The organism is Tumebacillus amylolyticus (assembly GCF_016722965.1).
Lineage (GTDB): Bacteria > Bacillota > Bacilli > Tumebacillales > Tumebacillaceae > Tumebacillus > Tumebacillus amylolyticus.
This window is the reverse complement of record NZ_JAEQNB010000001.1, coordinates 1,184,409-1,211,136: the sequence shown is the minus strand read 5'-3', so window position 1 is coordinate 1,211,136 and position 26,728 is coordinate 1,184,409. Positions and strand designations below refer to the sequence as shown.

Here is a 26,728-nt window from a genome sequence, read left to right as displayed (position 1 = left end):
CTTTCAGGATTATTCGCTGCCCGGGAGAATCATGACTTCGCTCGGTTTGACCTTGCCGCCCACGCGGATGATGATCTCGCCGCTTTGCCATTCAAACAGCATCGCTTTGCCGTCGTCGGACAGATGCATCCACCAGTAGACGACATCATAATGGTTGAACGCACTGCGGCCTTGCACGTTGACGGTCGCTTCGCCGCGAACCGCTTCGAAGTACGACACATCGTCGTAGATCATCTCGTGGTTGATCTCTTCCGGATTCTCCAAGCGGGCATCCAGCGTTTCGTACAAGTACGCGCGAACCGATTCCTTCGGCTCGACCATGAGGTAGCCGTTTTTCGGGCCGGAGAGCAAATAGCCGTACTTGACCTGACCTCCGCTGCGGTAGGTGGTGATGCCTTCGACTTTATAATCCTCCAAATCATACGAAACGATGTCCCCGACGCGCAGGTTGGTGAGCGTGCGTTGCACCACTTGCGTGCCCTCGTTGTTGTTGGCTTTCCAGATATTCTTGATACGATCAAAAACGCTCATCGTAGTATCGCTCCTCACTTCATAGGTTCTGCTACTAAGCTATACGAATCAAGTTGCCTGAGGTTGCACAACTTCTTGTCCTTTTTTTGTGGGACTTGCCGTATACTTGAAAATCGGACATTATAAGACTAGGTACTAACTCATGCGCAAAAAGGAGATTGACTATGAATCAATTGTTAGCCGGTAAGAAGTTCCTCATCATGGGCGTGGCCAACGACCGCTCGATCGCTTGGGCGATTGCCAAGCAACTGCACGAATCGGGCGCAACCCTTGCGTTCAGCTACCAAGGCGACCGTTTGGAATCCCGCGTTACGAAGCTTGTCGAAGCAACGATGCCGGGTTCTACGATGGTTCAGGTCGACGTGACCCGTGACGACGAAGTCGCAGGCGCCTTTGCCCTGCTCAAGGAACAATGGGGCACGATGGACGGCCTCGTTCATTCCCTCGCATTTGCAAAAACCGAAGAACTCGAAGGCAACTTCGTCGACACGTCCCGCGAAGGCTATCTGCTCGCGCAAGACATCTCGGCGTTCTCGTTGGTCGCTTGCTCCCGTTATGCCAAAGACATGATGCCCGACGGCGGCACGATCATCACCATGACCTACCTCGGCGGCGAGCGCGTCGTCGGCAACTACAACGTCATGGGCGTTGCCAAAGCAGCGTTGGACCAAAGCGTCCGCTACCTGGCAGCCGATCTCGGCGCACAAAACATCCGCGTCAACGCCATCTCCGCCGGCCCGATCAACACGCTGGCAGCGCGCGGTGTGAAAAACTTCACCTCGATTCTCCCGCAAGTGGCGGAGAAATCGCCGCTCAAGCGCAACATCACCCAAGAAGAAGTAGCCAAAACAGCCCTGTTCCTCGCATCCGACCTCTCTTCCGGCATCACCGGCGAGATCATTCACGTCGATGCTGGCTACCACATCATGGGCTAATGAAATGGAAAAAAACCGTCAGGCCCTCGCGGCCGACGGTTTTCTTTTTTTCAGAGCCGGATCTTGTCCGGAATTACGTGGCTGTTCGCACGAATGCGGTAGACGCGCTCTGCCTCGTCAAAATCGATGCGCAGAGGTTCATCTACATAAAAATAAGTGGCTCGATCCACGACGACGGTCACTCCGTCCTCCTGTTCAAACACTTGATCTCCCTCTCTCGGCTCATCCAGAGCCAAGTCATACTGAAATGTCGCGCTTCAGCCGCCTTCCATTTCAATGAAAAAACGGACGCAGACGCGCCCGGTCTCCTCGTCGCGCCACGAGAGCAATTCTTGCTTGGCACGGTCGGTTACGGTCACAGTGCTCATGAGATGCAGAGCCTCCTCTCACTTCAAGGGATAGGGTGTCTCCTGACAGCACAACCTAACCGACAGGAGGTGAACGGCGATGTATGTAGGTCGCACGCTTCAACAGTTGCAAAATCAGCCGTACGGCAAGTGGACGATCGAAGAACTTGCCTACCACCGCGACGTGATGACCCAGATGCAGGGCTGCCTCAACGACCAAGGCCAAGAAATTCTCAACAAGGTCTTGGAGGAAATGGACAACCGCGGCGGACTGCCTCATTACGGCGGAGATTACGACGGACATGGTACTACCATACATTATGACTGACCCACGTGTCTCTGTGGGTCTTTTTTTATGATCATGACAATTATGTGTCTATATAGTATACTTATGATACATCTAGGTAAACGTTTTCATAAAAAGGGGGAGTCATCATGAGAATCTTCAAGAACCTCACCGTGTGGGTCTTGATCGCAATCGTACTGGGTGCGGTATTCGGCGTTCTCGATCCGGCGCACGCGCAACAGTTGAAATGGCTCGGCGACATGTTCATCAAGATGATCAAGATGGTCATCGCGCCGATTGTCTTCTTCACCATCGTCATCGGGTTCGCGAATATGGGCGACATGAAAAAAATCGGCCGCATCGGCGGCAAAGCGTTGCTGTACTTCGAAATCTGCACGACGTTTGCCCTGGCGATCGGCATCGCCGTCGTCGAACTGATCCAGCCGGGCAAGGGCTTTGACACTTCGAAGCTGAAAGCGGCAGACATCGCTTCCTACGCGAAGCAAGGGGCGGAAGCAAACCACGGCTTCGTGGACTTCCTCATGTCGCTGGTTCCTGACAACGTCGTCGGCGCGATGGCGAAAGGCGATCTGTTGCCGATCTTGTTCTTCTCCGTGCTGTTCGGTCTCGCGATGGCGTCGATGGGTGCCAAAGCGAAGCCGGTGACAGAATTCTTCGAACGCATGAACGAACTCTTTTTCAAAGTCGTTTCGTATGTGATGAAGTTCGCGCCGGTGGCAGCGTTTGGCGCGATGTCTTATACAATTGGTAAGTTCGGTTTGAAATCTCTCTGGTCGCTCGGCCAGTTGATGGGCTCCGTGTACATCACCATGTTCCTGTTCATCGTGGTCGTTCTGGGCTTGGTCGCTCGCTTCTTCGGCTTCAGCGTGTTCAAACTGATCAAGTTCATCAAGGAAGAAATTCTGCTCGTACTGGGGACGTCCTCCTCGGAGTCGGCTCTGCCGCGCGTGATGGAAAAACTCGAGCGCTTCGGCTGCTCGAAGCCGGTTGTCGGCCTCGTCGTCCCGACCGGATATTCGTTCAACTTGGACGGCACGTCGATCTACCTGTCGATGGCGGCGATGTTCATCTGCCAAGCGATGGGCGTTCACCTGTCCTTCGTGAACATCTTGACGTTGGTCGGGATTCTCATGCTGACCTCCAAGGGCGCCGCCGGTGTCACAGGCTCCGGTCTGATTACATTGGCTGCCACGATTGCCGCCCTGCCAAGCAACATGATCCCGATGGAAGGCATCGCCCTGCTGATCGGCGTGGACCGCTTCATGTCGGAAGCGCGCGCCATCACGAACCTCATCGGCAACTCCGTCGCCACCGTCGTCATCGCCAAAGTGGAACGTGAATTCGACGAAGACGTCCACCAACAAGCGATCAACAACCCCAACAACCAACCGCCGATCTCGGCGTAATGAGGTACAAAAAAACCGCCGCTCTCCTCGAGAGCCGGCGGTTTTTTCTATTTCTTCATCGGCAGACGCACGATAAACTCTGCGCCTCCTCGTTCGTGGTTTCGAGCGGTGATCGTGCCGCCCGATTGGTCGACGATCGCTTTGACGATGGCAAGACCGAGGCCGGTGTCGCCTTTGTCCCCTTTGTAGAAGCGGGCGAAGATTTGCTGTTGATCTTGGTCCGGGTTGGCGAATCCTTCGCCGTCGTCCCGGATGGAGAGCAGCAGATGCCCGTCCTCCGCACGCAAGCTCACCACCAAGTGCGACTTCGCATGGCGGACGCCGTTGCTCAGGAGGTTGATCATCGTCTGCATCATTTTGTCCCCGTCGACGTCGACGAGATATTCCCCTCGACCCCGCACTTCGATCTCGATCCCCTTCTGCATCGCCAGCGTTTTCACGCGCGTCACAGAGTCTTCCACCAGCTCGGTGAACTCGACTTCCTCCCGCTTGAAACTGTCTTCGAGCGTCTCCAGCTTCGACAGGTAGATCAGCTCGTCCACGAGCTTTTTCAAACGCACCGCTTCTTGCGAGATCACTTCCAACCCCGACGCCGCTTCGTCGCCGGAGAAGATCCCGTCCTTGATCCCTTCTGCATACCCTTGGATCGCCATCAGCGGAGTCTTCAACTCGTGAGACGCGTTCTGTAAAAAGCGCCGCTGCCCTTGGTCGTAGCGCTTCAATTCCTCGACCATCGACGCAAACGTCCGCGACACTTCCTCCAACTCATCCCCCGTCTGCACAATCGGCGGCGGGGAAAAGTCGCGCTTCGCCAACCGACTCATCTGCGCTTGCAACATCCGAATCGGCTTGGAAAGCGACCGTGACAGCCACAACCCGAGCAGAATCACCACAACGCTCGTGATCAGAAAGCCCTTCACCAGCGACTGAATCAAGTCTGTCGTGACCAGTTGGACATTCTCCAACGGCGTGAGAAAGACAGCGTCCAACCCCTTGTACTGCGCTTGCGGCATGTTCATCGCGTGGATGAGATATTGGTTGTTGCCCACTTCCTTCACCGCTTGCAGGGTGTCGTCGTTCGTCCCGTCATTGTCGATGGAGGAGAGCGACACCGGGAAGTTGTCCCCCACCTGCAACCCTTCCACATTGGTCGCTTCGACGCGGCCTGTATTTTGGTTGACGATGACGACGGCGAGACTCATCGTGCGCGTTGCAAACTGGATGCGCAAGCGAGACGCTTTTTTCGCCAATTGGGATTGGTCGTCGTTGCCGGACGTGAGGTCGATCGTGTTCAAAAACGTGCTCGCTTCGTACTCCAATGTATGAAACGCTTGGTCGGTAATCGCCTGCTTGACCAACGCATAAAAAAGAACGCCGCCCACACTGAGAGCGACCAGCGCGATCAACAAATACGAGAGGATCAGCTTCTGGCGAATCGAGGAGCGGCGCGTCATGATTCCACTTTGTAGCCATAGCCCCAGACCGTCTTGATCTCACAGTCGGAACCGGCGGTTTTCAATTTCTTGCGCAGGCGTTTGACGAGATCGTCAATCGCCCGCTCGTCGCCGAGATAATCATAGCCCCACACTTGCGTCAACAACTGTTCACGCGTGAACGCTTTGTTGATATGGCGGGCGAAAAAGGAAAGCAAATCGTACTCCTTGGTCGTCAGCGGCACATCGACCTCTTGGCAGACGGCGCGACGTTCTTCCAAATACAAGGTGAGGTCGCGCAACAGCAGGTGCTCAAGAGCGGGAGGCGACACCTCCTGCTGCGCTTGTTGTTGGAGTCCGACATGGAAGCGGCGGAACACCGTCTTGACCCGCGCCAACAGTTCACGCGGTGAAAACGGCTTGGACAGATAATCATCGCTGCCCAGTTCCAGCCCCACGATGCGGTCGATCTCGTCGTCCTTCGCCGAGACCATGATGATGGGAATCTGGCTTTGCGCACGGAGTTTGCGGCAGACTTCGAGCCCGTCGATGCCGGGCATCATGATGTCGAGGATGAACATGTCCGGCTGGGCTTCGTCAAACGCGGTCAGCGCCGACTCCCCGTCTCCGAACCCTCGCACCTCATAGCCTTCCGCTTCCAAATAGCGCATGACGATCTTGCGGATGTTCTCGTCATCGTCGACCACGTAAATTTTTTTCTTGGTCTCTTCCATCTCCATCGGACCCTCCTCACCCGGCAACAAGTCTTACTGCTTCGGTTTGATTTCGCCCATCGAACGCAAGATGCGTTTGCGAATCATAAAGCCGACGCCTGACATCAACACGGCCACGCCGAGGAACCAGAACGATTGGCTCCACTTGATATACGCAATCGAGATGCCGACCATTGCAAAAGAAGCCATGACGACCAAAGTCCAGATGAAAAAGAAGATCTGGAACTTTTTCGCCATCGGCGATTTGTACACGAGAGACATGCTGTTCACTCCTTCGCTACATAAAAAACAAGATACATAGGTATCATACCATAAAAACGAGTTCCACAGAAAAAGTGACTTCCCATACAGACAACGCGCCGAGGATGAGGTACTGTCTTCCTTAGTTACCTTTCGAAAGGAACGATCAAATATGAACATACTTATCGTTCTCCCTCCGAACAACCCCTCCGGCGGCAACTGGACGTACTCCGGTCGTTTGCAGCGGGGCTTGGAACCAATGGGAATTCACATCACGCGCTTGGCGCTGGATCAAGTACAACCGCAAGACTACGAAGCGGCCGATATCATCCACTCGTACAACGCCTATCTCACGGGCCGACAAATTGCACCCCTTGCCAAGCAGTACGGCAAACCGATGGTATTGACGATGACCGGAACCGATGTCAACGAACATTTGAAACACCCGGATACCCGACCGAGCATGGTCGAAGCGGTGGAGTATGCCTCCGCAATCGTCTGTTTGACAGAAGCGGCCGTCGAGAACCTCTCCGAAGTCTATCCGGCGGCGACCGGCAAAGCGATGACGATCAATCTGGGCATCGACTTGCCGAAGGGCGCGGGCAAAACTCGTGCAGACTTTGGGCTGTCGGATGATGAGTTTATCTTCTTGCTCGTGGCAGGTCTGCGTCCGGTGAAACGCCCGCTTCATGCGTTGGAACCGTTGGCGAGAGTTCATGAGAAGCACCCGCAAGTGCGGTTTGTTTTGGCAGGGCAAGATCTTGACCCCAAGACGACCGCAGAAGTGGAGGAGGCGTTTGCCAAGCATGCGAATTTCGCAAAGTACTTGGGAGCCGTGCCCTACGACGAAATTGCCGACCTGTATCGGGCGGCGGACGTCGTGATGAACACCTCGTCTTCGGAAGGGCTGTCTCACGCATTGCTGGAAGCGATGTCGCTCGGTCGAGCCATCCTCGCCTCGAACGTGCCGGGCAACCAAGACCTGATCCAAGACGGGGTCAACGGCTATCTCTACTCCGACGGAGACGAATTGGTGGAGAAAGCCACGCTGCTGTGCACCGACGAGCAAACCCTCGTCAAAGCAAGCGCCGGCGCCCTCGAAACCATTCGCCGGCACTACTCCCTGCAACGCGAACTCGAAGCCTTCCGCACCATGTACCACAACGTCTTCGCCAACAGCACCTGCAGTACGACGAAGTAATAAAGAGCCCCGTGAGCCCCTTCTGCTCCGAGGCCCATCCTATGAAAATCCTATAAAAAAGACCCCCGCCGCGGCGAGGGTCTTTTTTTACTTATTGAGAGTTACTTGGTTTCCTACGCGTTCGAGGAAGAACGGGGACTTTTCCGTCTTGCCGTCGTAGTTGTTGAGCACCGTCCCCAGCACATTCGCCCCCACCGCAGTGAGTGCATCCAATGCCAGTTTGGCGTCGTCACGATGAACCGTCCCGCTGCCGACGAGGAACAACACGCCATCCGTCTGCGGCGCGACGACTTGCGGCACGAGCGACTCTCCGAGCGCCGTCGTGTCGATCAGCACGAGATCGTACGTTTCCCGCGCCTCTCTCAACATCCGTTCAAACGCCTCTCCCCCGAGCCCTTTCACACCCGCCTGCGTCATCGTCCCGACGCTCAGCAATTGCAAGTGCGGCACTCGAGTTCCCTGAACGGCGTCTCTCCACTCCATACGCCCGCCGAGGAAGTCTCCCAACCCGACTGTATTGGGAACTTGCAACATAACATGTAACGCGGGATGCTCAATGTCGCCGTCGATCAACAACACCCGCTGCCCGCTCTGTGCCAAATGCACGGCAAACTGCGTCAATACGGTCGATTTGCCCTCATGCCGAACTGTCGAGACCATCGACAACGTCTTGATCTCTTGCAAGATGCTCAGCGGCACGAGGTTGCGATAGAGCGCATTGTAGTTCTCCATCACCCTGCGATTCGGGTCGTTGCGAGCCGACTTGAACTTCAACTTGCGAAGCCAAGCAAACCGGCGGCTCTCCGTTTTCCACACGCCGATCTCGCCGACCATGACCAGCCCGAGCGCCGACTTCACTTCTTCACGCATCTTCAGTCGCGTATCGAGATATTCGCGCAGAACGAGCCCGCCGACACCGGCCAGCACGGCCAAAACCGCCGCCGTCAACAAATTCATGTTGAGGTTCGGTTTCAACTTCACCACGCCGCGGCCTTGCGCCTTGTCCAACACGAAGATGTTGTCCGACTGCATGATTTGCTCCACTTTGTCGATGAACATGTACGACACTTCGTCTGCCAACAGCGCAACGCGTTTCTCATCGGAGTCGGTGACTTGCACGGCGATGATCTGCGATTCGTTGACCGACGTGATCGTGATCGAAGCTCCCAGAGCTTCCGGCGTCATCTTGAGCCCCAGTTTCGACACGACCGCCGACGTCACCGTGTAGCTTTTCAAAATCTCATTGTACGTCTTCATCATCTTCGGATACGCCATCACGTCGCTCAAAAACGCATCGGTGTTCTCCGTCGGTTTCAGGTTGACGATCAGCTTCGTCGTCGCCCGATACTGCGGAGTCACAAAATGAGTCGTAAACACATACGAAGTCGCGACCGCAAACACAACCAAGAGACCGATCAGCCAGATCCGCTTCCGAACCGCCTTCCAATATTTAAGTAAGAGGAATTTCATCGAGTTTCTCCGCCTGTCTACTTCTTAGTCGGGGTCGCCGTGACGATCGGAGTCGGAGTTGGCGGCACGTCGAGGTGGGTGTTCATCAACTCCCACAACTCTTCCGGCCCCCCGCCCGGAACTTTCGACTCCTTGTCAAAGGCAATCCGCGCTTCGAATTTCAATTTGCTTTGCTCTGCCGGACTCTTCGACAGCCTGTCGAGGATCGAAGCGTCCCGCACGTCGTCGGCGGTAAACGCACACTCTAGTAGGTAGACATCGCTCGGCGCCCACTGCGGCATTTTTTGTGCATACGTGCCGGCGAGCACAATCTGATTGCCGTACGAAACGGTCAGCTTGATTTGTTTCGGGGTAAACGATTTGAGATAGCCGTTGTTGACAAACGCAGAGACGACCGCTCCACCCCCGTGCATGGCGGTGATCTGGTTGAGACCGGAGACGAACACGAAGTTGAAGGAGCCGTTTTGGAAATCCTCCTGCTTCTTGATCGTACCAAGCACCGATTCGATCCGCGTACGCTCGGTCTTCGGCAACACTTCGGCCTGTTCCGTCGTCCAAGCGACCACTTGCTTAACCGGAGGCACAGTCTCCTCTTGGGCTTGTTCTTGCATTTGAGCCAGCATCTTTTGTTGTTCTTCGGTCAACGCCGGTTCCGTCTGGGCCTCTTCGACCGGCGCGACGGCCGGCTTGGAGATGGCAATGTTGCGGTATTTGTAGACGAGATAACCCCCGCCGAGATTTCCAAGCAAGGAAGCGGCCACAACCAAAAGCAGCCAACGCGGCACTTTCGGCTTGTTTCCACGCAGCGTATCGTAGGAATTCGCCATCGCGAGCGCGCCGGCTTGTTCTTGCACAGCTTGTGCCAATTGGAGGAACGCCTCCGCATCCGGTTTCGGTTCGAGCGGCGTATCCGGGACTTCCGGGATCAAAGGCGCAGAGGGTTCGGTTGCCTCTAACGTTTCTGGTACTTTCGCCCTAGTGTCAGACTTTTTCTTACGTTTGAAGAAAAAGCGTTTTTGCTCGGGTTCCCGAGGATTGCTCACAGATCATCCGTCCCTTTCGTAGTTCTATCCACAAGTATCATAAGTCTAATGTACTAAAAAGAAACAGGGCACAAAGTCCTGAACATTGCTTGACTTTCCCGTAAAGGACGAATAATATAGATAACAGACAGGGTGTTATTTTCACTTATTAACAAGTTTTTCCCGCTTCGTTGATAAGTCTCTGATCTCTCAAACGATAAGGGCAAACCATTGCGAAAGCGTGGGACGCAAAGCCACGGGCCTAACCGCGAGAGTCAAGTTCTCTGCCAGGGCAGCCGGGTTACCGAAAGGACAGGTCCAATATGGCAAAAAAATCTCATGGTCTTTCTGTTGTGATGGCCGTCGGTCTCTTCGTCGGTCTGGCTTCTTCTGCAATGAGCATGCTTGATGTCAGCGGTGAGCCGAACAACTCCGGCGAATACCCGGTCGAACTGATGAGCATGAAGAAAGCGTACAACTCGCTCTCGGCTGATCAGAAGCAAGTCTTGGTACAAAGCCTCGCATCCAGCTCCGACAGCGGCGAATATTCGATCAACGTCAGCGACTTCAGCGACAGCGCTGAGTTCGTCTCTCCCAAAGCACAATACCTCGTACAGTAAGTACTGTCACCCTTCATTATACGATCTTACTAAACTCACTTCAACAACCAAAAGTTAACCCCTCCTTCATCGAAGGAGGGGTTTTTTATGAGTTGTGAAGTTGAGCTAGTGAATCGCTTTCTTGCGGAAGCGTCCGCCCGTCACGTCGGAGACGTGCTCGATGGCGATGAACGCATGGGAATCAAACTCCAGCACGATGCTTTTGAGTTTTGCCAGCTCCAAGCGGGTGACGATGACATAGAGCAGTTCCTTGTCTTCGCCGGAGTAGCCGCCCTTGCCGTAGATGTGCGTCACACCGCGACCCAGACGATACTGGATCGCTTCGGAGATTTCCTCCGGCGTTTCGGCGATGATCGTGACCGACTTGGACTCGTCGAGACCCTCGACGGTGATGTCGATCATCTTGAACGCGATGTAGTAGGCGATCAGCGAATACATCGCATGGTCCCAGCCGAACACGAAGCCGGCACTGCCCAAGATAAAGATGTTGAAGAACATGACGATCTCCCCGACGGAGAACGGCAATTTGCGCGTCAGAAGGATCGCCACGATCTCCGTTCCATCCAACGAACCGCCATAGCGGATGATCGTCCCAACCCCGATCCCCATCAAGACACCGCCGAAGACAGCAGCCAGCAACGGGTCTACCGTCAGTGCAGCCACAGGTCCCAGCAGCGAAACGAATACGGACATCAACGAGACACTCACCAACGTGGTGACCGCAAACGTTCGCCCGATCTGCTTATATCCGATCAAGAGGAACGGCAAATTGAGAACAAAGAGAAACAGTCCAATCGGAAGTCCCGACAAATGACCCAAGAGAATCGAAATCCCCGTGATGCCACCGTCGATGATGGAGTTGGGTACGAGAAAAATCTCAAGTCCGGTCGCAAATATCAAGGACCCCAACACCATGAAGAAAAAACGCTTAATGTGATAGGACAGAGGTTGTCGTTTGTGCGAACGAGTGGCTTTGGCCTGTGCAGCCATGCCCCCCTCGACAGCCATCGCGGCCGACGTGTGCTCAGCTTGTACTTGGTTTAGGCTCTGTGTGTTTTTGTTGTTCTCCTCCATCTCGCTCTCCCTTCTGTTGATCCATCTGATGTTCCGTTCTATCCAGATGGTCGATCATCAAACGCTGGACCAAGGACTTGTCCCCGGCGAGCATCGCCCGATAGAGGGCGGAGTGCTCCTCGACGAGACCCCCAATTCGGTGTTCGTCCATCCAAGCTTGTCGGATTACGCTTCGAATCGTTTCTGTCAGCGTGTTCATGAGGTTGAGCAAGACATTGTTGCCTGAGACTTCGGCGATGGCGAGGTGGAATTGCAAATCCGCGCCCACCTGCTCCTCGACAGTCTGTTTGTTTGAAACAGCTTCCATGCGCTCCAATGCGGCTCGCACGGGAGCCAACCGCCATTCGTCTCCCTGCAGATCGGCTGCCATCTGCGCCGCTCCCAATTCGAGCAATCGGCGCACCTGCAACAGATCGCGAAGATCTCCCCGCCCCAGCAACAGAGCGGCGTTCATCGGTTCTGTGACCATCGTCTGCACATCGATTTTCTGTACAAACGTTCCTTCGCCATGCCGCAGGTCGATCAGTCCCATGCCAACCAGCGTCGAGAACGCCTCGCGCACAGTCGGGCGGGACACGCCAAGCTGACGGGCGAGGTCGATCATCGGCGGCAGTTTGTCACCGGGTTGCAGGTGGCCTTGCTCGATCATCCACTTGATCTGCTCGGCGACTTGCTCGTACGTTTTTTTCGACTTGGATCGATTCGTTTTCACGGGCGTCCCTCGGAGCTGTCAGAATTTGATGTCTCTATTATACCTTAGTTTTTATACAGGATGGGATTTAATCGGTCCGCGATGGCACGATGTCCCGCGTCGTTGGGATGAACCGGCAAAATCGGAGAGCGCAACGCATCTTCCACACGACCTGTTGTGTATCCCGAGATCAATTCTGCCGCACGGCCGTCGATGCAAGCCGCCGTAGGAGCCAGCAGTACGCCCTGACGTTTCGCCGTCTCCGCCGTGATCGCATTGAGCGCTTGAATCCCTTGCACCGCGACCGGCGAGTTTGGAAACGGGTTGTACTGCGTGCAGAGCACGATGCGTCCGGGGCAAACTCCCTTCACGGCGGCAACCAACGTGTTCAGATGGCGACCGTACTGTGCGAGCGCCTCTTCGACAGACGTGGCCGGAGCCCCGCGCAACACGCGCAGACCCGCAAACGCCAAGTCGTTGCCACCCACCCAGATCGTCACCGCAGAAGACCGTCTGAGCGAACAGGCCGCATTATCCAGCACGGCTGCCGTCAGTGCTCCACTCGTCCAACCGGGGTGAGCCAACACCTCCAACGCCGCCCCGTCGTGTTTCGCCACGAGATTTGTATACCGCCGAGCCGGCGAGGACGAGTTCTCCCCAAACGTAATCGAGTCGCCAAGAGCTGTATAGACAAACATATGATGTCCCTCCCTTGCAGAAAAAAATGTCCTTCTCTCTGCAGGATATGGGACTTAGGTGCAAATTGCTTGGACGCTGAAAAAACGACCCTTCGCCGCCGCGATCCAGGTCGTTTTTTTTTTTTTCAAACTCTCAGCCTTGAAACGCCCGCATATGAAACTGCTGCCGCCAGCGCGCCAAGTCGTCGGCGCGGGATTCGGAGGTCTCCGGATGGATGGCGTTCGTCAGCACGACGGAGGTGGTTTTCGTCATCGGGTCGCACCAGAGCGAGACCCCCGTGTCTCCCGCCAGCCCAAACGAATGATTCGGAGCCGCCGTTCCAATCGCACACGCATCCCCCGACACTTCAAATCCAAACCCGAAGAGCCGCCCCTGCACGTTCGTATGAGCAGACGTCGAGAGCGTCACCAACGTCGCATCAAAAAACCGCTCGCGCCGCACGATGCCCTTGCGCACCCACAGCTCTGCAAACTGGTTCAAGTCGGCCGCCGTGGAGAACAGCCCCGCATGTCCGCTGACCCCATCCAGACCGTAGAACGCATTCCCGTCCAACACCTCGCCGCAGACGGTGTTGCCGCGCCACGGAAAGTCATGTTGGTCGCAATGCCTGCGCTCCTGCTCATTGCCAATCTCCGTCGCGGCGCACTCGTCCACCGGCAAGCCTTCGCCTGCAAACGACGTCGAAGCCATTCCCAGCGGTTGGAACACCAATTTGTCACACACCTCGGAGAGCGGCCTGTCCCAGACCCGTTCCAGCAAGAAGCCGAGCAACATATACCCGAGATCGCTCTGAATTCCCCGCGTGCCCGGTGCGGTCTCGAGCGGCGTGTCGGCGAGTTGGCGCAAGTACGCTTTCATCCCCCGCGCCTGCAAGAATAACGGCTTCCACGACGGCAGCCCCGACGAATGAGTGAGCAGATGAAACGAATTGATCTGCGCTTTCGTATAGCGGTCGATGCCGGTCGCAAACTCCGGCAGATAACGGACGACAGGGTCGACGAGCGAGATTTTTCCCATCTGCACCGTACGAAGCAAAGCAGGCATCGTGGCCACCACTTGCGTCAGCCCTGCCAAGTCGAACCGCGTGTCCAACTGCATCGCCCGGTGGTTGGGTGTGACCTCCGCCGCACCGTGTGCCTCGTAGAAAACCGGCTCGCCATTCATCGAGACGCACGCCACCACTCCCGGAAATACCCCACGCTCCAAGCCAGCCCCAATCGTCCTCCGCATACGCTCATCCTCCTTTACCGAATCTAGTAGTTCATTTGTATGAGCCCACAGAAACAAATAGAACGCACGCAAAAAAGACCCGAGCCATAAGTGGCCGGGTCTCTTTTTCCCTCTGGACTTACTGTTGCGGCGCTTCGCCTTCGTAGACGCGCGCGATCTTGGTCATCAGCTTCGTGATGTCGGCGTCGCTCATCGGACGGCCTTCACGTTGCAATTTCTCCCCGATGCGCTCCAATTCTTCGTGGATGAAGCGGAGGATTTCGTACTTGTTGCTGCCTTGCTTGACGGCGATCGAGTTCGTTTTGAGTTGGTCGACGAACGGAACTTCGTTGTTCTCGTTCGGGTTTGCGTTGGCAACCGGCATCGACTTGTCATAGATCGCCACGATGCCCGCGTTGTTCACGATGAAGTAGACCGTGAAGTACGGATTGTTCAGCGAAGTCGGGCCGAATGCGAACGTTGCGGAGACGCAGCGTTCCATAGATTTGATGTCATAGTTGACTTGTACAGGCGGGTTCATCGACATGTGGGTTTCTTCCCTTCTTGGGTATCTCTAGCAGGACGAATTCGAACCTGCTTCGTTGATTACCATAAAGCTGTCTTCGTACTCATCAAAGTCCACGGTGACGCTCTCGATAAACGACGCGGCAAACGCATCGATCGCAAACTTCAAGCCACGGACTTCCAGGATCCTGTCATGCTCTCTTGGTTCATCCAGAACCAAATGAAACTTCATACCGCCTCAGCCGGGCGAGACATTAACTCGGATGACAACATTGTCATCCGGCTCTTCCTTCAGGATCTCTTGGATCTTCTCCAACGCGAGATCGGTCACTGCGATCATGGGCAGTACCTCCTCTAGTGTCATTCTAGTTTGATTTTACATAGTTTTCACGATTCGTACAAACAAATACGATGTTTGCACGGTATTCTAGAGACAGAATACGAGGCAAAGGGAGTGTTTTCATGGAATGGAAAGCAACGAACAGCGGTGTTTTGATCCATCAACGGTGCAAAGCTCCGTATCTGCTAGGGTGTCTCTTGCCGCATACCCTCATCCGTCCAAACCGTCTGCTGCCTACGACTTTGGAAGCACACGCCACCTTTGCAAACGGCGAACCGGCACTGGAACTCCACATCTCCGTCACCGATCCGGAGAATCGTACACACCGCATGCACATCGTTTTGTCTTATCTTACGCACCAAGACTTTCTCTTGGCTCTGATGGAAGCCTCCACGCTCTACCTGCTTACAGGAACTCAACATCCCGTCTTCCTTGACCAACGAGTTCACGACGGCGGTGTGGCGATTGAAGTCAACGAGACGGCGCGCCAACAGATTCTCCGTCCCGTGATGATGAAACGGCACGCCTAAACGAATGTGAGAAAAAAAGCACCCGGACACTCGTGTCGGGTGCTCTTTTTGTAGACTTAGATCAGTCCGCCCAATTGCTTCACGATTTTCTGGTGGGCGACGGGGAATGCATACGTTTCCAGATCGTGGAGGGCGACCCAGCGGACGTCCTCCGAGACGCGCACTTCACCGGTTAGCAAGTCGCATTCAAAAACGCGCATGTTCCAGTGCAAGTGGCTAAATGTATGTTCAACTTGTGCGAAGAGGTGCAGAGGCTGCACGGTGATGCCAAGCGATTCGCGCAGATGTGTCACCAGCGAGTCTTCCAGCGTTTCGCCCTCCATCCGCTCACCGCCGGGGAACTCCCACAGTCCGGCGAGCAACCCGGTGTCGGGACGGCGACGAATCAAGACTGCGTCACCGCTTCGAACCAACGCGGCGGTCATGTCGACCGGACGCGGGGGTTTTTTCTTTTCCTTGACGGGCAGTTCCTCTTGCACGCCTTCGGCGTAGGCTTTGCACGGCCCTTGGACGGGGCATGTCCCGCAACGCGGGTTTTTCGGGATGCAGATGCGCGCCCCGAGTTCCATCAAGGCTTGGTTGAACGAAGCAGCCCGACCACTCGGGATCAAAAATTCAGCGAGGTCTTCGAACGTTTTACGCGTTTTCGGTTTCATGATGTCTTCTTCGATCAGAAACAACCGCGAGAGCACGCGAAACACATTGCCGTCGACCGCCGGAACATCAAGATCGTAGGCAATCGACTGCACGGCCCCCGCCGTGTACGGACCGACACCGGGCAAAGCCCGCATCTCATCGAGCGTATCGGGCACGATGCCGTGATGGCGTTCCTTGACCACTTGGGCGGCTTTTTGGAGATTGCGCACGCGGGAGTAGTAGCCGAGTCCCTCCCAGAGTTTCAAGACATCCGACTCCGGCGCGTCGGCGAGCGCTTCAATCGTCGGAAACCGCTCCAAGAACCGCTCCCAATACGGAATCACCGTTTCAACCCGCGTCTGCTGCAACATGACTTCCGAAACCCAGATCGCATACGGGTCTCGCGTTCGACGCCACGGCAGATCGCGTTTGTTTGCTTCATACCACTCTAACAGTTTCTGCCCGACTTCCTCTCGGATCGCCAGTTTGTTCATGGTTGCAGGGTCCTCCGCTTCTCAACCTCTTCGCAGAACACCTCCGACAGCTTCGGGTCGAATTGCGTACCCGCACAGCGGCGAATCTCGGCGAGCGCTTCGTCGACCGTCTTGCTCTTGCGATAGGAGCGGTCGAGCGTCATCGCCGAGAACGCATCGGCAATCGCGACGATGCGGCCCGCCAGCGGAATGTCCTCCCCGCAAAGCCCCGTCGGATAACCTCGACCGTCATAGCGCTCATGATGGTGCTTCACGCCGTCACGCATCACTTCGCTTGTGTAGTGCGCCGCCAAGATGTCGTGCGAAATGGTCACATGGCTTTTCATCGACACGAACTCCTCTTCCGTCAACCGGCCCGGTTTTTTCAAGATCGGATCGGGGATCAGCACTTTGCCGATGTCATGGAACAGCCCGGCCGTGCGCAGTTCCACCTGCATCGACTCCGGCAGACCCAACGCCGTCGCCAACAACATCGTATAGTCGGCCACGTCTTCGGAATGTTGCACCGTGTACGTGTCTTTATCTTTCAGGGACAGGAGGTAGAGTTCCAAGGCACCGGAACTTTTTGCCACGAACAACTCGTACGAAATTCCGCGTCGTTGCAACTTCGCGATGCCTTCATGCTGGGCGTGTTCCTTCGCCGAGACGGCGGCGGCGATCAAATCTTTGATCGAGCGCGCGTCAAGCGGGTACTCTGCCACACCGATCGACAGCGTAACCGGCAGAGCCTCCTCGTAGTTCGCCGCGAAAAAGCGCTGCTCCCGCACGCGTTTTTGAATCCCGTACGCGAGGTTCTCCGCTTCTTGCGCGGTGGTTTCCGGCAACACGATCAGGAACTCGTCACCCCCGAAGCGGCCGATGTGATCTTGCGCGCGCACTTCCAAACGCAACTGCTCCCCCACATGCTGCAAAACGAGGTCTCCCGTCTCATAGCCATACTGGTCGTTGATCGGCCGGAAGTCGTCCACATCCAGATAAAGCACAGACACCGAATGTCCTTCGAGATCGGCATGCTGGATCACGGCCCTCAGAAGTTCATTGATCTTGCGGTGCCCGTACAAACCTGTCAACAAACAACGCTCCAAAAAATCGACGTACAACGATCTGCGTCGGCGCGGCAAAACCGGCTGTTCCTTCATTCGAGGGTCCCCCTTTCTCAATTGTGTCAATTCGTCAAAATCCGACATAAGGTTACACACTTATTCGATTCCAATCTATATTCTCCTGCAGTATGAAAAAAGAATCACTCCTGATCTTTTTCTCTCAACATATCTCCTAAAAATACTGAATCTTTACATTGACTCACTGGAAGGAACTTTATATAGTAGGTTTAGCGCTTTAGTCGATCATTTATTATTGAAACGAAAGGAGACGTGTAGGATGGTCTCCGTTTTGCGTTTGGCGACATTTCGCCGTTTGTGGCTGGCTCAGATCTTCTCCGAGACCGGCGACTGGATTCGCAACATGGCCCTGCTCTTCTGGGTCTACCAAGTCTCGCACGGCTCCTCGCTTGCCGTCTCGGTGATTACCGTTTGCGAATATGCGCCCGTGCTGTTCGTGACACCGTTTGCCGGCGTCTGGGTCGATCGATGGAACCGGGTCAAGACGATGATTGTGTCTGATCTGTTGCGTTCCGCTGCAATGCTGGTGATCGCACTGGCGTTCTTGACCGGCTGGTTGCCGTTCGCGTATGTCGGAGCCTTGCTCGCCGGATGCTTTCAATCTTTCTTCGACCCTGCTCGCACGGCGGTTGTCGCTCACGTCGTACCCAAGGAACACTCGATTGCGGCCAACTCGCTTACACAAGTCACTCGCAATACCCTGCGCATCGTCGGCCCGATGATCGGAACGGGCGTTTTCGCGCTGGTCGGTGTGAGTCTTTCCTTTGGCATCAACACCGCGACCTTTCTCCTCTCGGCGATTTGTCTCACAGGCTTGTTGCGCATTCCGATGGAGACGGACCCGCGCCCGCACCGCCGTATCTTCGCAGAACTGCGAGAGGGTTTTCGCTACACCGTCGGGCATCGAATGCTTCGTCCGATGTTGATTGCCGGCATGACGCTTGGGATCGGTCTTGGATCGTACAACTCGCTGCAGATCTTCCTCGTGACGCAAAGCCTGCATCTCGACGAAAGCTATGTGGCGATCTTGAATTCTGTTCAGGGCGTGGCGATGCTGACCTCCGCTCTGTTGATCGGCACCCTCGCGAAGTCGATTCAACATCGTCACAAACTGATCATCGCCGGACTTTTCCTGATCGGACTCGGCATTCTGCTCGTCGCGGCGGCACCGAATTTGCTCGTCGCAGCCCTCGCCCGGTTGATCGTCGGTTTCGGAGGCACCACGCTCAACATCGGGCTTGCCTCGCTGATCCAGACCTTCGTCCACAACGACTTCCTCGGCCGCGTCTCCGGCATTCTGGAGCCGCTCATCATCGGCACGATGATGGTCTCTGCAGCCGTTGCAGGTGCTCTGCTGCAAAAAGTCTCCGTCGTGTCTCTGCTCGCCTGCAACGGCGTGATCGTGCTCTGCTCGGCGCTCGCAGCCCTTCTGTTGTTCAAACTGGCGGAGTCGAACTCCACCGTTGAATCCTCGACGCAAACATCCTCGTAACCTCGGTTGCGACGGATGTTTTTTTTCTATAAACTGGTGCAGAAGAGAGGAGTGATGGGGTATGTTGCTTGAACTAGGCATGATCGCACCGGACTTTACGATGGACAGCACGCAAGGCTCCGTCCATCTCTACGACTACAAAGGGAAGAAGAACGTACTTCTGATCTTCTACCCGCTCAACAACACCCGCACCTGCCGGGAACAGCTCTGTGCAGCCCGCGATGCACTTCCCGACTATGCCGAGCTCGACACGGTGGTCCTCGGCGTCAACCCCGGCAAACCGGAGAAGCATCTCAAATTCGAAACCCGGAACAACTTCGGGTTCCCGCTGATCTACGACGATCGCTGGCAACTCGCCTTCCACTTCCGCATCCCGACGCTGATGGGGCTCATGCAAGCGCGGACGGTCTACATCCTCGATCGGGACATGCGTGTGCGCTATGTCTTCCGAGGCTCCCCGACGACGCACGAGTTGCAACAAGTCATCCAAGGCATCAACGACGGCACGCTCCCAATCCCCGAACCCCCTCAACCCAAGGATGAGCAAGAAACAGTAGAAGAAGACAAGCTCTCATAAAAAAAAGCGGTGTCCACACGGGACGCCGCTTTTTCTATAACCTTGCGTTTGGCAACGGTCCCATCCTCCTGACGGGATTCGTTCGTTTTTCAACGATCCAATCTACCAAACAGCCGTTCTAAATAACCACAAAAATTCATTAATTCCTCTTGCGAGAAATCGCCGAACATCTCTTCGGTAAACTCATTGCGCGGACCTTCGATGGCGAGCATGAATTCCTTGCCCTTGTCGGTCAGCAGAACTTTGGTCACACGACGGTCGAATTGGTCCGGGTGACGGGAGACGAAACCATCGCGTTCGAGACGGTCGACCATGCCGGTCATGTTGGCTTTGGTCACCAACAGGTTCTTGCCGAGTTCGGTCATCGTCATGCCTTGGCCGCTTCGGTAGAGCACGCTGAGCAGCGTCCATTGTTGCTGGGACAGTCCATACGCACCTGCCAAACGGTTGCTGTTACCATGCTTGATCAAAAGATTGTTAATTCTGATAAACATGTTCACTAGGTTAGCTCTTAATTCATCTTCGCGTTTTACAGTATTCATCTTTAAATGTACCCCACACTAGATTGTTTTATTTATGAAGATGACAATATAATACCACACTTCGCCAACAGGAACAGCGTATCTTCTCAGAAAAACTGTAAAAAATAAAGTCACGGGAGGTGGTACACATGTGGGAAATGATCACTGACATGATGCCCCGTCGCAAACGCGGCGGCATGAACACAGTCACCGCAATGGTGCTTGGCGCAGGCGTAGGCATCGCCGCTTGGGAAATGATGCGCCGCAACAACGTGGCGGGCGACTCCACCGACGATATGTCGCGCATCGCGGATTCCATGATGGACGCGATCGACATGGACTAACCCGTCCTCAAGTAGTAAAAATCAAGACCCCTATCGTTAAGATAGGGGTCTTGGTTTTGTTAGAAACTCATTACATCATTGTAAAATGTTTGCAGACTTTTCGCCGATTTCAGCCTCAATCAAGTACGGTAACAAAGATGCTTCCGTTGTCAGATCTCACGGTCAACGGGTAGGTTCCGGCCCCCATCTGCTCGGTGACCAACGCGCCGCTTTTCGTTGCGCTGCCCGGACTTTGCTTGGTCGGGCCTTTGATGACACCCTTGTTGGTTTCGCCCAGGAATTTGAGGTTGCTGTCCTTGGGCAAATTGAGGCTGACTTTCGTGTTGGTCGAAGAGATCGACCACGGGCCTTCCACATGACCCCCCGTCAGACGAAACTCACCGTCTTGCAACGTGGCATTCAGAGCGCCTTCAAGGTCATTGCCTGTCACGAGGCCGTTGGTGGAGTGCAAGAGGACATCGCCGTCCACGGATGTGATCGACATCTTGCCGTTATTGGCGGTGAAGTCGAGCTTGCCGCTGACGTTCTGCACTTGCACGTCGCCGTTGTCCGACTTGACCGTCACATTTCCAAGTACGTCAGACGCCTCCAGACCGCCCTGCTGGGCGTTCAAGTTGAGATCGCCCGTCACATTCGTGGCGCTGACCTTGCCGCTCGTAGAAACGGCTCCCAGCGCCCCGGTGAGCTTGTCCACAGAGATGTTGCCGGTTTTCGTCGAGATCGACGTGTTGCCGTCGAAGTCCTTCACACTTACATCCCCGCGCACGGCTTGTACGGTCAGTTGCACACCTTTGGGCACCCGAATCCGCAGATCGACACGACGCGGGTCCTTCTCTTCGCCTGCCAGCTTGTCTGCGCGCACGGCGACCGTCATCGTCGGCCCGAAATCGACCACCGGTGCCAACGACAAGGCTTGGGTTTCGAGCATGCTGACGTCCGAGCCGGTCATATGGGCAACGCCTTCGATCTGAATCGTCCGCTCGGACGACCCCACGACTTCCACTTTGCCAAGCGGGTTCTGAATCACCACTTGGCGGGAATCGGGTCGCAGCGTCGCTCCCAATTTCGGGAGTTGAACGTCTCGTTGCGTCACGGTGAACAAGGAGGTCGGTGTCGGGGCGGCCGTCGCTTCCTCCTGTGCTCCCTCCGCGACCTTGGTCGCTCCAAGGTAGAAGTTGACGGAGAACACAGTGACGAGGAACAAAAGCCCAAGCGAACGCCCGTCGAGTTTCAACCGCTCCGGCAGGCGCTTGCGTCGAATCTTATACACACCGTACACCAGTTCTGCAAAAAGACCTGCGACCACCACCGGCCAGAAATTCAAACCGCCGAGAAACCAATGCTTATGAAACAACAGGTCTGAGAAAAGCAAAAGACCAAGTGCGAGCAAGGTGCACGCACTGGTCAAAGTTCCTACTCTACGCATGGTTGCGATCTTCACTCTCTTCTCTTGGCACGAACGGAACGTTCTTGCCCTTTAAGATCCAGAACCCGACTCCCAGCAAGACCAGCCCGGAGAGGAGTTGCTTAATGGTTTCTCTCAAAGTGTACTCGATCTGAACCATGTTAAGCAAGTTGCCGACCATCCCCATCAGCGCGAGAAACGCCAACAGAGCGCCCAGATGTTTGTACGTAACAAAGCGCATCATCTGCGGAATCACCGCTTTGTCTTCGTAGAACGCGCCCTCGTTGATCAGCGAGCGGTACTTCAGCGCGTCAAACTGGGCGTAGAACCACAAGATCGGGAAGCCCAGTCCCAGCGGGAACGTCACGATGTTCGGGATAATCGACACGAGGAAGATCAGGGAGAAGAACATCACCATGAGATTCAACCCGCGCTTCTCCAACCCGAGGTAGTAGTGCCCGAGCCCCGGCAGACACGAGAACAGCACGGTGAGGAATCCGCTTTTCAGAGGACGGTTCAACGCTTCGTCCTTGTCGTGCAGCGTCTTGACAGCTTGCAAGTGCGGATTTGCCTCGGCAGCCGATTTTTGCAATCGGGCTTGCGGGCGTTGTTGCTGGCCGGCTTGCATCGTGAGCAATCGTTCGGCGACGCAGGACTTGCACATCACTTCGGCCCCGACTTCGACGATGCACTCTGCACAGATCAGATGATGGCAGGCCCGGCACTCGCGGGCAACTTCATGTTCCGGATGATTGTGGCAATGCATGAATGGTTCCCTCCGTTCGTTTGATTAGAAAATTTTCGCCGACAGACTTTCAAACCATGTGTGAATCGAGACGTACATAGCTTCCGTGTTCGACGATACGTCTTCCACTTTGTGTTGAATGGTGTTGACCACCGAGTGATCGCCCGCTTTGGCCGCTTGGTACGACCCGAGCATCATGAACCCCGTGACCGCCGCAGCCGTGACGAAACGCGTAAACACTTCGAACTTCGGAGAGCGGCGACGGACCGGCAACTGCACAACTTTGGATTGAGCCGCCGACAACTCCTCCATGACCCGATCGGCGAATCCCACCGGCGGCAGTTCCAGTGGGAATACTTCTTCGTCCGCTCCGATGGCCGCCACTTCCGCCAACTGCTCGACGCAGTGCTCACACACCTCCAGGTGTGCTTCGACTTTCTCGCGTTCAAGATCGTCGAGGTCGTCCTCCAGATACTTGAACAACAGGTTCCCGCTCAAGTGCGTGTTCATCCGCTCCCCCTCCTCTCAGTGCCGTGCGCATCATCTGCTTGGCCCGATACAACCGGGTCTCCACCGTGCGCGGCGAAATCTCTTGATTGTCTGCGATGTCTTGGTAGCTCATGTTTTGGAAGTGATACATGACGAGAATACTCCGGTACTTTTCCGGCATCTCTTCAATCACACGCCTGACTTCCGATTGGGTCTCTCGCCGGATCAAGGCTTGCTCCGGGCGTTCGCCGTTCGGATCGGGAATCCACGCAGCCTCTTCGACTTGCGCCGTCCGCTCTTGCCGTGTCCCGTGCTTGCGTTTCCAGTCGATGCAGCGGTTCGTGGCGATCTTGCAGACCCACGTCTTGAAACTCGCTTCTTCTCGGAAATCTGCCAGCGTGCGGTAGGCTTTCAGAAACACATCCTGTGCGATGTCTTCCGCTTCGGTGCGATCGCGCACCATGCGCAGAGCAATCGTATAGACAAGGGCCTGATACCGCTCCACCAGCAAGCGATAGCAGGATTCATCGCCTGCCAGAACTTTTTTGATCCATTCCAAATCGCTTGCTTCGTGCATCCGGCGGGGCCCCTCCTTCCTTGATTGCGTTCTCGCACCTATACCGACGAGAGCTATCGACAGAACCCTTCAAACTTTTTTAGAAAAAAATCCGGGGATGATTTCTCCCCGGATTCATTGTGTTTTAGCCAAGTGCTGCAAACACCAAGACCAGCACCAAAATGGTCAGTGCCGTACCCGCCACGTTCAACAACAGCCCGGTCAACGCCAAGCCGCCGCCTTTCATCTCTTCCGCTCTGTTCTTCACTTGACGGATCGCCAACGCCCCGAGGACGATGCCGACCGGTCCGGTCAAGAGGCAGATGAAATTGAGAAACGGAACGATGGCAGCGAGCAGCGTACACCCGCCCAACACCACCGACGTGATGGCGAGGCCGCTGGTCGGTTTTACACGTTCTCCACGTATTTCTGACAAAAGGGACACCTCACTTCGAATGCTTCTATTCTAGCATAAAGAGGAACGAAAAAACGCCGCGCTTCCAAATGGAAGACACGGCGTTTTTTGACAGAACCCGTATCGATTAACGGGAGTAGAATTCGATGATGAGATGTTCTTGAACGGTTTGCGGCATCTCTTCACGGTGCGGGAGACGAGCGTACGTTGCGGTTTGCTCGTTCTCGTTCCAGTCGAGGTAGCCCGGACGAGCCGGAGCCAGTTCAAGAGATTCCTTGACGATGGTTACATCGCGGGACTTCTCGCGCAGCGAGATCACGTTGCCCGGGCGAACTTGGAACGACGGGATGTCGACCTTGGAGCCGTTGACGAGCACGTGGCCGTGGTTGACGAGCTGACGAGCGCCTGCGAGGGTGCGTGCAAAGCCCGCTTGGTACACGAGGTAGTCGAGACGGGAGTTCAGGATGCGAAGCAAGTTCTCACCCGTGATGCCCTTCTGACGAGCAGCTTCTTCGTAGTACGCGCGGAATTGCTTTTCGAGAACGCCGTAGATGAACTTCAGCTTTTGCTTCTCTTGCAGCTGAACGCCGTATTCGGAAACTTTCTTACGCTTGGTCGGACCATGTTGACCCGGCGGGTACGGACGCTTGTGAACCGGGCATTTCGGGGAGCCGCAAAGGGCTTGGCCAACTTGACGGCAAACTTTGTGTTTCGGACCAGTGGTACGTGCCATATCTGTTATCTACTCCCTTGTTTCGTAAATGGTGTTGGTATCGTGTAAAGCCTCGGTCTGCTCCATCTGCTGGAGCAACCATGCGACAGAATCGGTGATCTGTGCACCCGCTGTCGTCAGTTTTGACAACTCCTCTTCCGTCTCTTCGACGACAGCCGCGAGGAGGTAGATGACGTCATTTGGGGTAAACGCGAGCACGTCTGGCTCGCAAGTCTCCGACAATATTACAGGATACACTTCGGAACCAATTTTGACAAGTACCTTGGTATGTACGTGACAGCCGTTTCCTTGCCAATTTGTGACCAAGACGTCCACCTCAGCTTGAAAATCCCACTGAGACAGCACGTGTTCCATGCAGTCCAGAATCGGTTGCGGATCTCGGTAATATCCGATGGCCCAAGCCTTTTCCCGAACCAATCCTGCTATGCGATTCACACGCATGTGACCACCTCGTCGTTTCATCCATTGAGAATGATTATCAGTCGTTTTGTTGCCCTCATTGTATCTCATCGTGAGGGTGTTGTAAACGAACATTTTTCAGGATTGCCCGAGGGAAGTGCTAATATCCCTCATTTTGACGGAGGTGGTTTTTTTTATTTTTTTCGAGGTACGCGTCTTGGATTTCTTGCTCGGAAAAGCCAAGCATCTTCCCCAACGCGAGCAGTTCAGCAAAAAGCGTCGCATAAGCGCCTCTGCTGGGCGCACAGAGCGCGACACAGTGCGTCAGGAGGGTCTGGAACTGCATCGTCAATTCACGCTCGCTGACAGGCTCTGAAACGGACGAGACACTCGCGGGGATCGGCACGTCGCGATAACCGAGATCAAGTCCCAGCCCCAAGACGAAATGCAAGGCGTCTACGAACTCTTCCAGAACCCGTGCTTTGGGCGCAGACCCCTTTTGGCTCCAATACTTGAAACAGCGCGTCTCATTGGCGAGCTCACAGAGTTCGACTTGCAGCGCCAAGAGCTTTTTGGGGAAAATCTCCTCAACCGTCAGTCCGTGTTCCTCAAGAATGCGTCGGTCGAGCACGAGTTGGGTGTCATACAGGCTGTCGAAATTCATAACGTCTCTCCTAGCAAAAAAAGGGAGGAGCCGCGGGCGGCCCTCCCTGTGTGAGTTCTTACGCGATGGTCGTGGTTTCTTCCTCTATACCGGCCAGCAGTCCCGCTTCCTTGCAAGCTTCACAGCGGGTTACCGGGATGTAGACGAAATAGACAGCCAGGGCACAAGCCACGACGAACAACAACGATGCCAAGAAACCGAACATAAATGAGAATCCCCCTCGGGAAGAAGTTGTGACGATTTTGTGTCTATAGTGTAACAAATCGTACACAAATATACAAGAAATTGTCTGAACAATTCCCGAGGTAATAGTTCCCAGAAGTTCCCTGCCTTATGTCAACTTACTTGGCGATTTTAAAGAACGAGCCGGTCGCACTGCCGATGATCTTGCCTTGCTCATCGTACACGCTCGATTCGAGCACGGTGACGGTGCGGCCGTTTTTCTGAATGCGCGTCTTGCAGGTGAGGCGGCCGTTTTTGGCTTCCTTGAGGAATCGAACGTGCAAGTCGAGGGTCACCGTGCGCGTATCGACGCCGTTGACTCGAAAGCAAGTTCCGCCCATGCAAGTGTCGATGAACGTGCTGAGGATGCCGCCGTGCAGCATCCCGTAGCGGTTGGAAATTTCGGGACGGACCTCCATCGTGTAGACGTAGGCATCGTCCTCTTGGCCCGCATACTTGTACGACATCATCTCTTCCACATAAGCAAGAGGCGACGTGTTCGAGCGGACTTTCGCTTCCAAGAGACGCACCATAAACGCTTGGTCGTCCTCCGAGAGCGAGTCGAACATCGAAAGCACGTGGTCGCGGTCAGACATGTGAG

33 protein-coding genes, 1 pseudogene and 1 riboswitch are annotated in these 26,728 nt (G+C 55.2%); of the genes and pseudogenes, 9 read left to right on the top strand and 25 right to left on the bottom strand.

The genetic code is table 11. The annotated features are described in order from the left end of the window. Positions 1-9: 9 nt before the first annotated feature. Positions 10-531: a DUF4178 domain-containing protein gene (locus JJB07_RS05600; protein WP_201632002.1), complete on the bottom strand. Its 522-nt coding sequence runs from the start codon at positions 529-531 to the stop codon at positions 10-12. Between the two features lie 164 nt (positions 532-695). Between JJB07_RS05600 and fabI the strand changes: the two genes are divergently transcribed. After that, a complete protein-coding gene (gene fabI / locus JJB07_RS05595) occupies positions 696-1,466 on the top strand; it encodes an enoyl-ACP reductase FabI (protein WP_201631999.1) in 771 nt (256 codons plus the stop codon). A gap of 50 nt (positions 1,467-1,516) precedes the next feature. Here the strand turns inward: fabI and JJB07_RS05590 are convergent, their stop codons facing one another. Beyond that, entirely contained in the window at positions 1,517-1,702 is a 186-nt protein-coding gene (locus tag JJB07_RS05590) for a hypothetical protein (protein WP_347338317.1), read from the bottom strand. A gap of 211 nt (positions 1,703-1,913) precedes the next feature. Between JJB07_RS05590 and JJB07_RS05585 the strand changes: the two genes are divergently transcribed. Both JJB07_RS05585 and JJB07_RS05580 read left to right on the top strand, forming a co-directional pair. Then, a complete protein-coding gene (locus tag JJB07_RS05585) occupies positions 1,914-2,141 on the top strand; it encodes a hypothetical protein (RefSeq protein ID WP_201631994.1) in 228 nt (75 codons plus the stop codon). A gap of 107 nt (positions 2,142-2,248) precedes the next feature. Beyond that, positions 2,249-3,526 carry a dicarboxylate/amino acid:cation symporter gene (locus JJB07_RS05580; protein WP_201631992.1) on the top strand — a complete coding sequence of 426 codons (1,278 nt, stop codon included), beginning with the start codon at positions 2,249-2,251 and terminating at the stop codon, positions 3,524-3,526. Positions 3,527-3,573: 47 nt separating this feature from the next. Here JJB07_RS05580 and JJB07_RS05575 read toward each other — a convergent pair whose 3' ends face one another. From JJB07_RS05575 to JJB07_RS05565, 3 genes are read right to left on the bottom strand one after another with little or no spacing between them, the layout of a single operon-like run. Beyond that, positions 3,574-4,980 (bottom strand): sensor histidine kinase, encoded by a 1,407-nt coding sequence (locus JJB07_RS05575; protein WP_201631989.1) that lies wholly within the window; start codon positions 4,978-4,980, stop codon positions 3,574-3,576. Beyond that, positions 4,977-5,693: a response regulator transcription factor gene (locus JJB07_RS05570; protein ID WP_201631986.1), complete on the bottom strand. Its 717-nt coding sequence runs from the start codon at positions 5,691-5,693 to the stop codon at positions 4,977-4,979. Before JJB07_RS05570 ends, JJB07_RS05575 begins: the two co-directional genes overlap by 4 nt. Before the next feature lie 33 nt (positions 5,694-5,726). Then, entirely contained in the window at positions 5,727-5,954 is a 228-nt protein-coding gene (locus JJB07_RS05565) for a hypothetical protein (RefSeq protein ID WP_201631984.1), read from the bottom strand. A 151-nt stretch (positions 5,955-6,105) separates the two neighbouring features. Here JJB07_RS05565 and JJB07_RS05560 point away from each other — a divergent pair, with 151 nt between their 5' ends. Then, on the top strand, positions 6,106-7,134 hold the full coding sequence (locus tag JJB07_RS05560) for a glycosyltransferase (protein ID WP_201631981.1): 1,029 nt from the start codon (positions 6,106-6,108) through the stop codon (positions 7,132-7,134). A gap of 87 nt (positions 7,135-7,221) precedes the next feature. Here JJB07_RS05560 and JJB07_RS05555 read toward each other — a convergent pair whose 3' ends face one another. Further along, complete coding sequence (locus tag JJB07_RS05555) at positions 7,222-8,604, bottom strand: tyrosine-protein kinase domain-containing protein (protein WP_201631978.1); 1,383 nt, start codon at positions 8,602-8,604, stop codon at positions 7,222-7,224. A 17-nt stretch (positions 8,605-8,621) separates the two neighbouring features. Next, positions 8,622-9,647, bottom strand: a complete 1,026-nt coding sequence (locus JJB07_RS05550; protein ID WP_201631975.1) for a hypothetical protein — start codon at positions 9,645-9,647, stop codon at positions 8,622-8,624. Positions 9,648-9,838: 191 nt separating this feature from the next. Continuing rightward, positions 9,839-9,935, top strand: a riboswitch (cyclic di-GMP riboswitch). 14 nt (positions 9,936-9,949) lie between these two features. Here JJB07_RS05550 and JJB07_RS05545 point away from each other — a divergent pair. Next, positions 9,950-10,246 carry a hypothetical protein gene (locus JJB07_RS05545; protein WP_201631970.1) on the top strand — a complete coding sequence of 99 codons (297 nt, stop codon included), beginning with the start codon at positions 9,950-9,952 and terminating at the stop codon, positions 10,244-10,246. A 105-nt stretch (positions 10,247-10,351) separates the two neighbouring features. Here the strand turns inward: JJB07_RS05545 and JJB07_RS05540 are convergent, their stop codons facing one another. The 5 genes from JJB07_RS05540 to JJB07_RS05520 form a co-directional block, all read right to left on the bottom strand. Continuing rightward, entirely contained in the window at positions 10,352-11,236 is an 885-nt protein-coding gene (locus tag JJB07_RS05540; protein ID WP_236587795.1) for a YitT family protein, read from the bottom strand. 34 nt (positions 11,237-11,270) lie between these two features. Continuing rightward, the gene (locus JJB07_RS05535; protein ID WP_201631968.1) at positions 11,271-12,032 is read right to left on the bottom strand and encodes an FCD domain-containing protein; all 762 of its coding nucleotides are present in this window, start codon (positions 12,030-12,032) and stop codon (positions 11,271-11,273) included. Positions 12,033-12,076: 44 nt separating this feature from the next. Further along, positions 12,077-12,709, bottom strand: a complete 633-nt coding sequence (locus JJB07_RS05530) for an SGNH/GDSL hydrolase family protein (protein ID WP_201631965.1) — start codon at positions 12,707-12,709, stop codon at positions 12,077-12,079. Between the two features lie 133 nt (positions 12,710-12,842). Continuing rightward, positions 12,843-13,940, bottom strand: coding sequence for a serine hydrolase domain-containing protein (locus JJB07_RS05525; RefSeq protein WP_201631962.1), 1,098 nt, complete (start codon positions 13,938-13,940; stop codon positions 12,843-12,845). A gap of 118 nt (positions 13,941-14,058) precedes the next feature. Further along, a complete protein-coding gene (locus JJB07_RS05520; protein ID WP_201631959.1) occupies positions 14,059-14,466 on the bottom strand; it encodes a hypothetical protein in 408 nt (135 codons plus the stop codon). A 440-nt stretch (positions 14,467-14,906) separates the two neighbouring features. Here JJB07_RS05520 and JJB07_RS05515 point away from each other — a divergent pair, with 440 nt between their 5' ends. Further along, a complete protein-coding gene (locus tag JJB07_RS05515; RefSeq protein ID WP_201631957.1) occupies positions 14,907-15,314 on the top strand; it encodes a hypothetical protein in 408 nt (135 codons plus the stop codon). A gap of 56 nt (positions 15,315-15,370) precedes the next feature. Here JJB07_RS05515 and mutY read toward each other — a convergent pair whose 3' ends face one another. Both mutY and JJB07_RS05505 read right to left on the bottom strand, forming a co-directional pair. Next, positions 15,371-16,444 carry an A/G-specific adenine glycosylase gene (gene mutY / locus JJB07_RS05510; RefSeq protein WP_201631954.1) on the bottom strand — a complete coding sequence of 358 codons (1,074 nt, stop codon included), beginning with the start codon at positions 16,442-16,444 and terminating at the stop codon, positions 15,371-15,373. Between the two features lie 107 nt (positions 16,445-16,551). After that, positions 16,552-17,583 (bottom strand): annotated as a pseudogene (locus tag JJB07_RS05505) (HD-GYP domain-containing protein); the annotation flags it as partial. A gap of 241 nt (positions 17,584-17,824) precedes the next feature. On the opposite strand from JJB07_RS05505, the gene JJB07_RS05500 reads away from it, so the two are divergent. Next, complete coding sequence (locus JJB07_RS05500) at positions 17,825-19,057, top strand: MFS transporter (RefSeq protein WP_201631949.1); 1,233 nt, start codon at positions 17,825-17,827, stop codon at positions 19,055-19,057. A gap of 61 nt (positions 19,058-19,118) precedes the next feature. After that, on the top strand, positions 19,119-19,634 hold the full coding sequence (locus JJB07_RS05495) for a peroxiredoxin (RefSeq protein WP_201631947.1): 516 nt from the start codon (positions 19,119-19,121) through the stop codon (positions 19,632-19,634). 89 nt (positions 19,635-19,723) lie between these two features. Here JJB07_RS05495 and JJB07_RS05490 read toward each other — a convergent pair whose 3' ends face one another. Beyond that, a complete protein-coding gene (locus JJB07_RS05490) occupies positions 19,724-20,128 on the bottom strand; it encodes a MarR family winged helix-turn-helix transcriptional regulator (protein ID WP_201631944.1) in 405 nt (134 codons plus the stop codon). A 176-nt stretch (positions 20,129-20,304) separates the two neighbouring features. On the opposite strand from JJB07_RS05490, the gene JJB07_RS05485 reads away from it, so the two are divergent. Then, positions 20,305-20,499, top strand: a complete 195-nt coding sequence (locus tag JJB07_RS05485; RefSeq protein WP_201631941.1) for a hypothetical protein — start codon at positions 20,305-20,307, stop codon at positions 20,497-20,499. Positions 20,500-20,614: 115 nt separating this feature from the next. On the opposite strand, the gene JJB07_RS05480 is transcribed toward JJB07_RS05485, so the two are convergent. The 10 genes from JJB07_RS05480 to JJB07_RS05435 all read right to left on the bottom strand — a co-directional run bounded on the left by JJB07_RS05480 (position 20,615) and on the right by JJB07_RS05435 (position 26,723). Beyond that, the gene (locus JJB07_RS05480) at positions 20,615-21,907 is read right to left on the bottom strand and encodes a DUF4097 family beta strand repeat-containing protein (protein WP_201631940.1); all 1,293 of its coding nucleotides are present in this window, start codon (positions 21,905-21,907) and stop codon (positions 20,615-20,617) included. Between the two features lie 10 nt (positions 21,908-21,917). Continuing rightward, on the bottom strand, positions 21,918-22,670 hold the full coding sequence (locus JJB07_RS05475) for a hypothetical protein (protein ID WP_201631938.1): 753 nt from the start codon (positions 22,668-22,670) through the stop codon (positions 21,918-21,920). A gap of 24 nt (positions 22,671-22,694) precedes the next feature. Next, complete coding sequence (locus JJB07_RS05470; RefSeq protein ID WP_201631936.1) at positions 22,695-23,159, bottom strand: anti-sigma factor family protein; 465 nt, start codon at positions 23,157-23,159, stop codon at positions 22,695-22,697. Continuing rightward, entirely contained in the window at positions 23,095-23,715 is a 621-nt protein-coding gene (locus JJB07_RS05465) for an RNA polymerase sigma factor (protein ID WP_201631934.1), read from the bottom strand. The genes JJB07_RS05470 and JJB07_RS05465 overlap by 65 nt, the downstream gene beginning before the upstream one ends. Before the next feature lie 124 nt (positions 23,716-23,839). Continuing rightward, positions 23,840-24,130 carry a DUF4190 domain-containing protein gene (locus JJB07_RS05460; protein WP_201631933.1) on the bottom strand — a complete coding sequence of 97 codons (291 nt, stop codon included), beginning with the start codon at positions 24,128-24,130 and terminating at the stop codon, positions 23,840-23,842. Positions 24,131-24,236: 106 nt separating this feature from the next. Next, complete coding sequence (gene rpsD, locus JJB07_RS05455; RefSeq protein ID WP_201631931.1) at positions 24,237-24,842, bottom strand: 30S ribosomal protein S4; 606 nt, start codon at positions 24,840-24,842, stop codon at positions 24,237-24,239. Positions 24,843-24,851: 9 nt separating this feature from the next. Next, positions 24,852-25,277 (bottom strand): hypothetical protein, encoded by a 426-nt coding sequence (locus JJB07_RS05450; RefSeq protein WP_201631929.1) that lies wholly within the window; start codon positions 25,275-25,277, stop codon positions 24,852-24,854. 124 nt (positions 25,278-25,401) lie between these two features. After that, entirely contained in the window at positions 25,402-25,905 is a 504-nt protein-coding gene (locus JJB07_RS05445) for a dUTP diphosphatase (protein WP_201631927.1), read from the bottom strand. A gap of 58 nt (positions 25,906-25,963) precedes the next feature. Next, the gene (locus JJB07_RS05440) at positions 25,964-26,110 is read right to left on the bottom strand and encodes a hypothetical protein (RefSeq protein WP_201631925.1); all 147 of its coding nucleotides are present in this window, start codon (positions 26,108-26,110) and stop codon (positions 25,964-25,966) included. Positions 26,111-26,246: 136 nt separating this feature from the next. Continuing rightward, on the bottom strand, positions 26,247-26,723 hold the full coding sequence (locus JJB07_RS05435; protein ID WP_201631922.1) for a PaaI family thioesterase: 477 nt from the start codon (positions 26,721-26,723) through the stop codon (positions 26,247-26,249). Positions 26,724-26,728 lie beyond the last annotated feature (5 nt).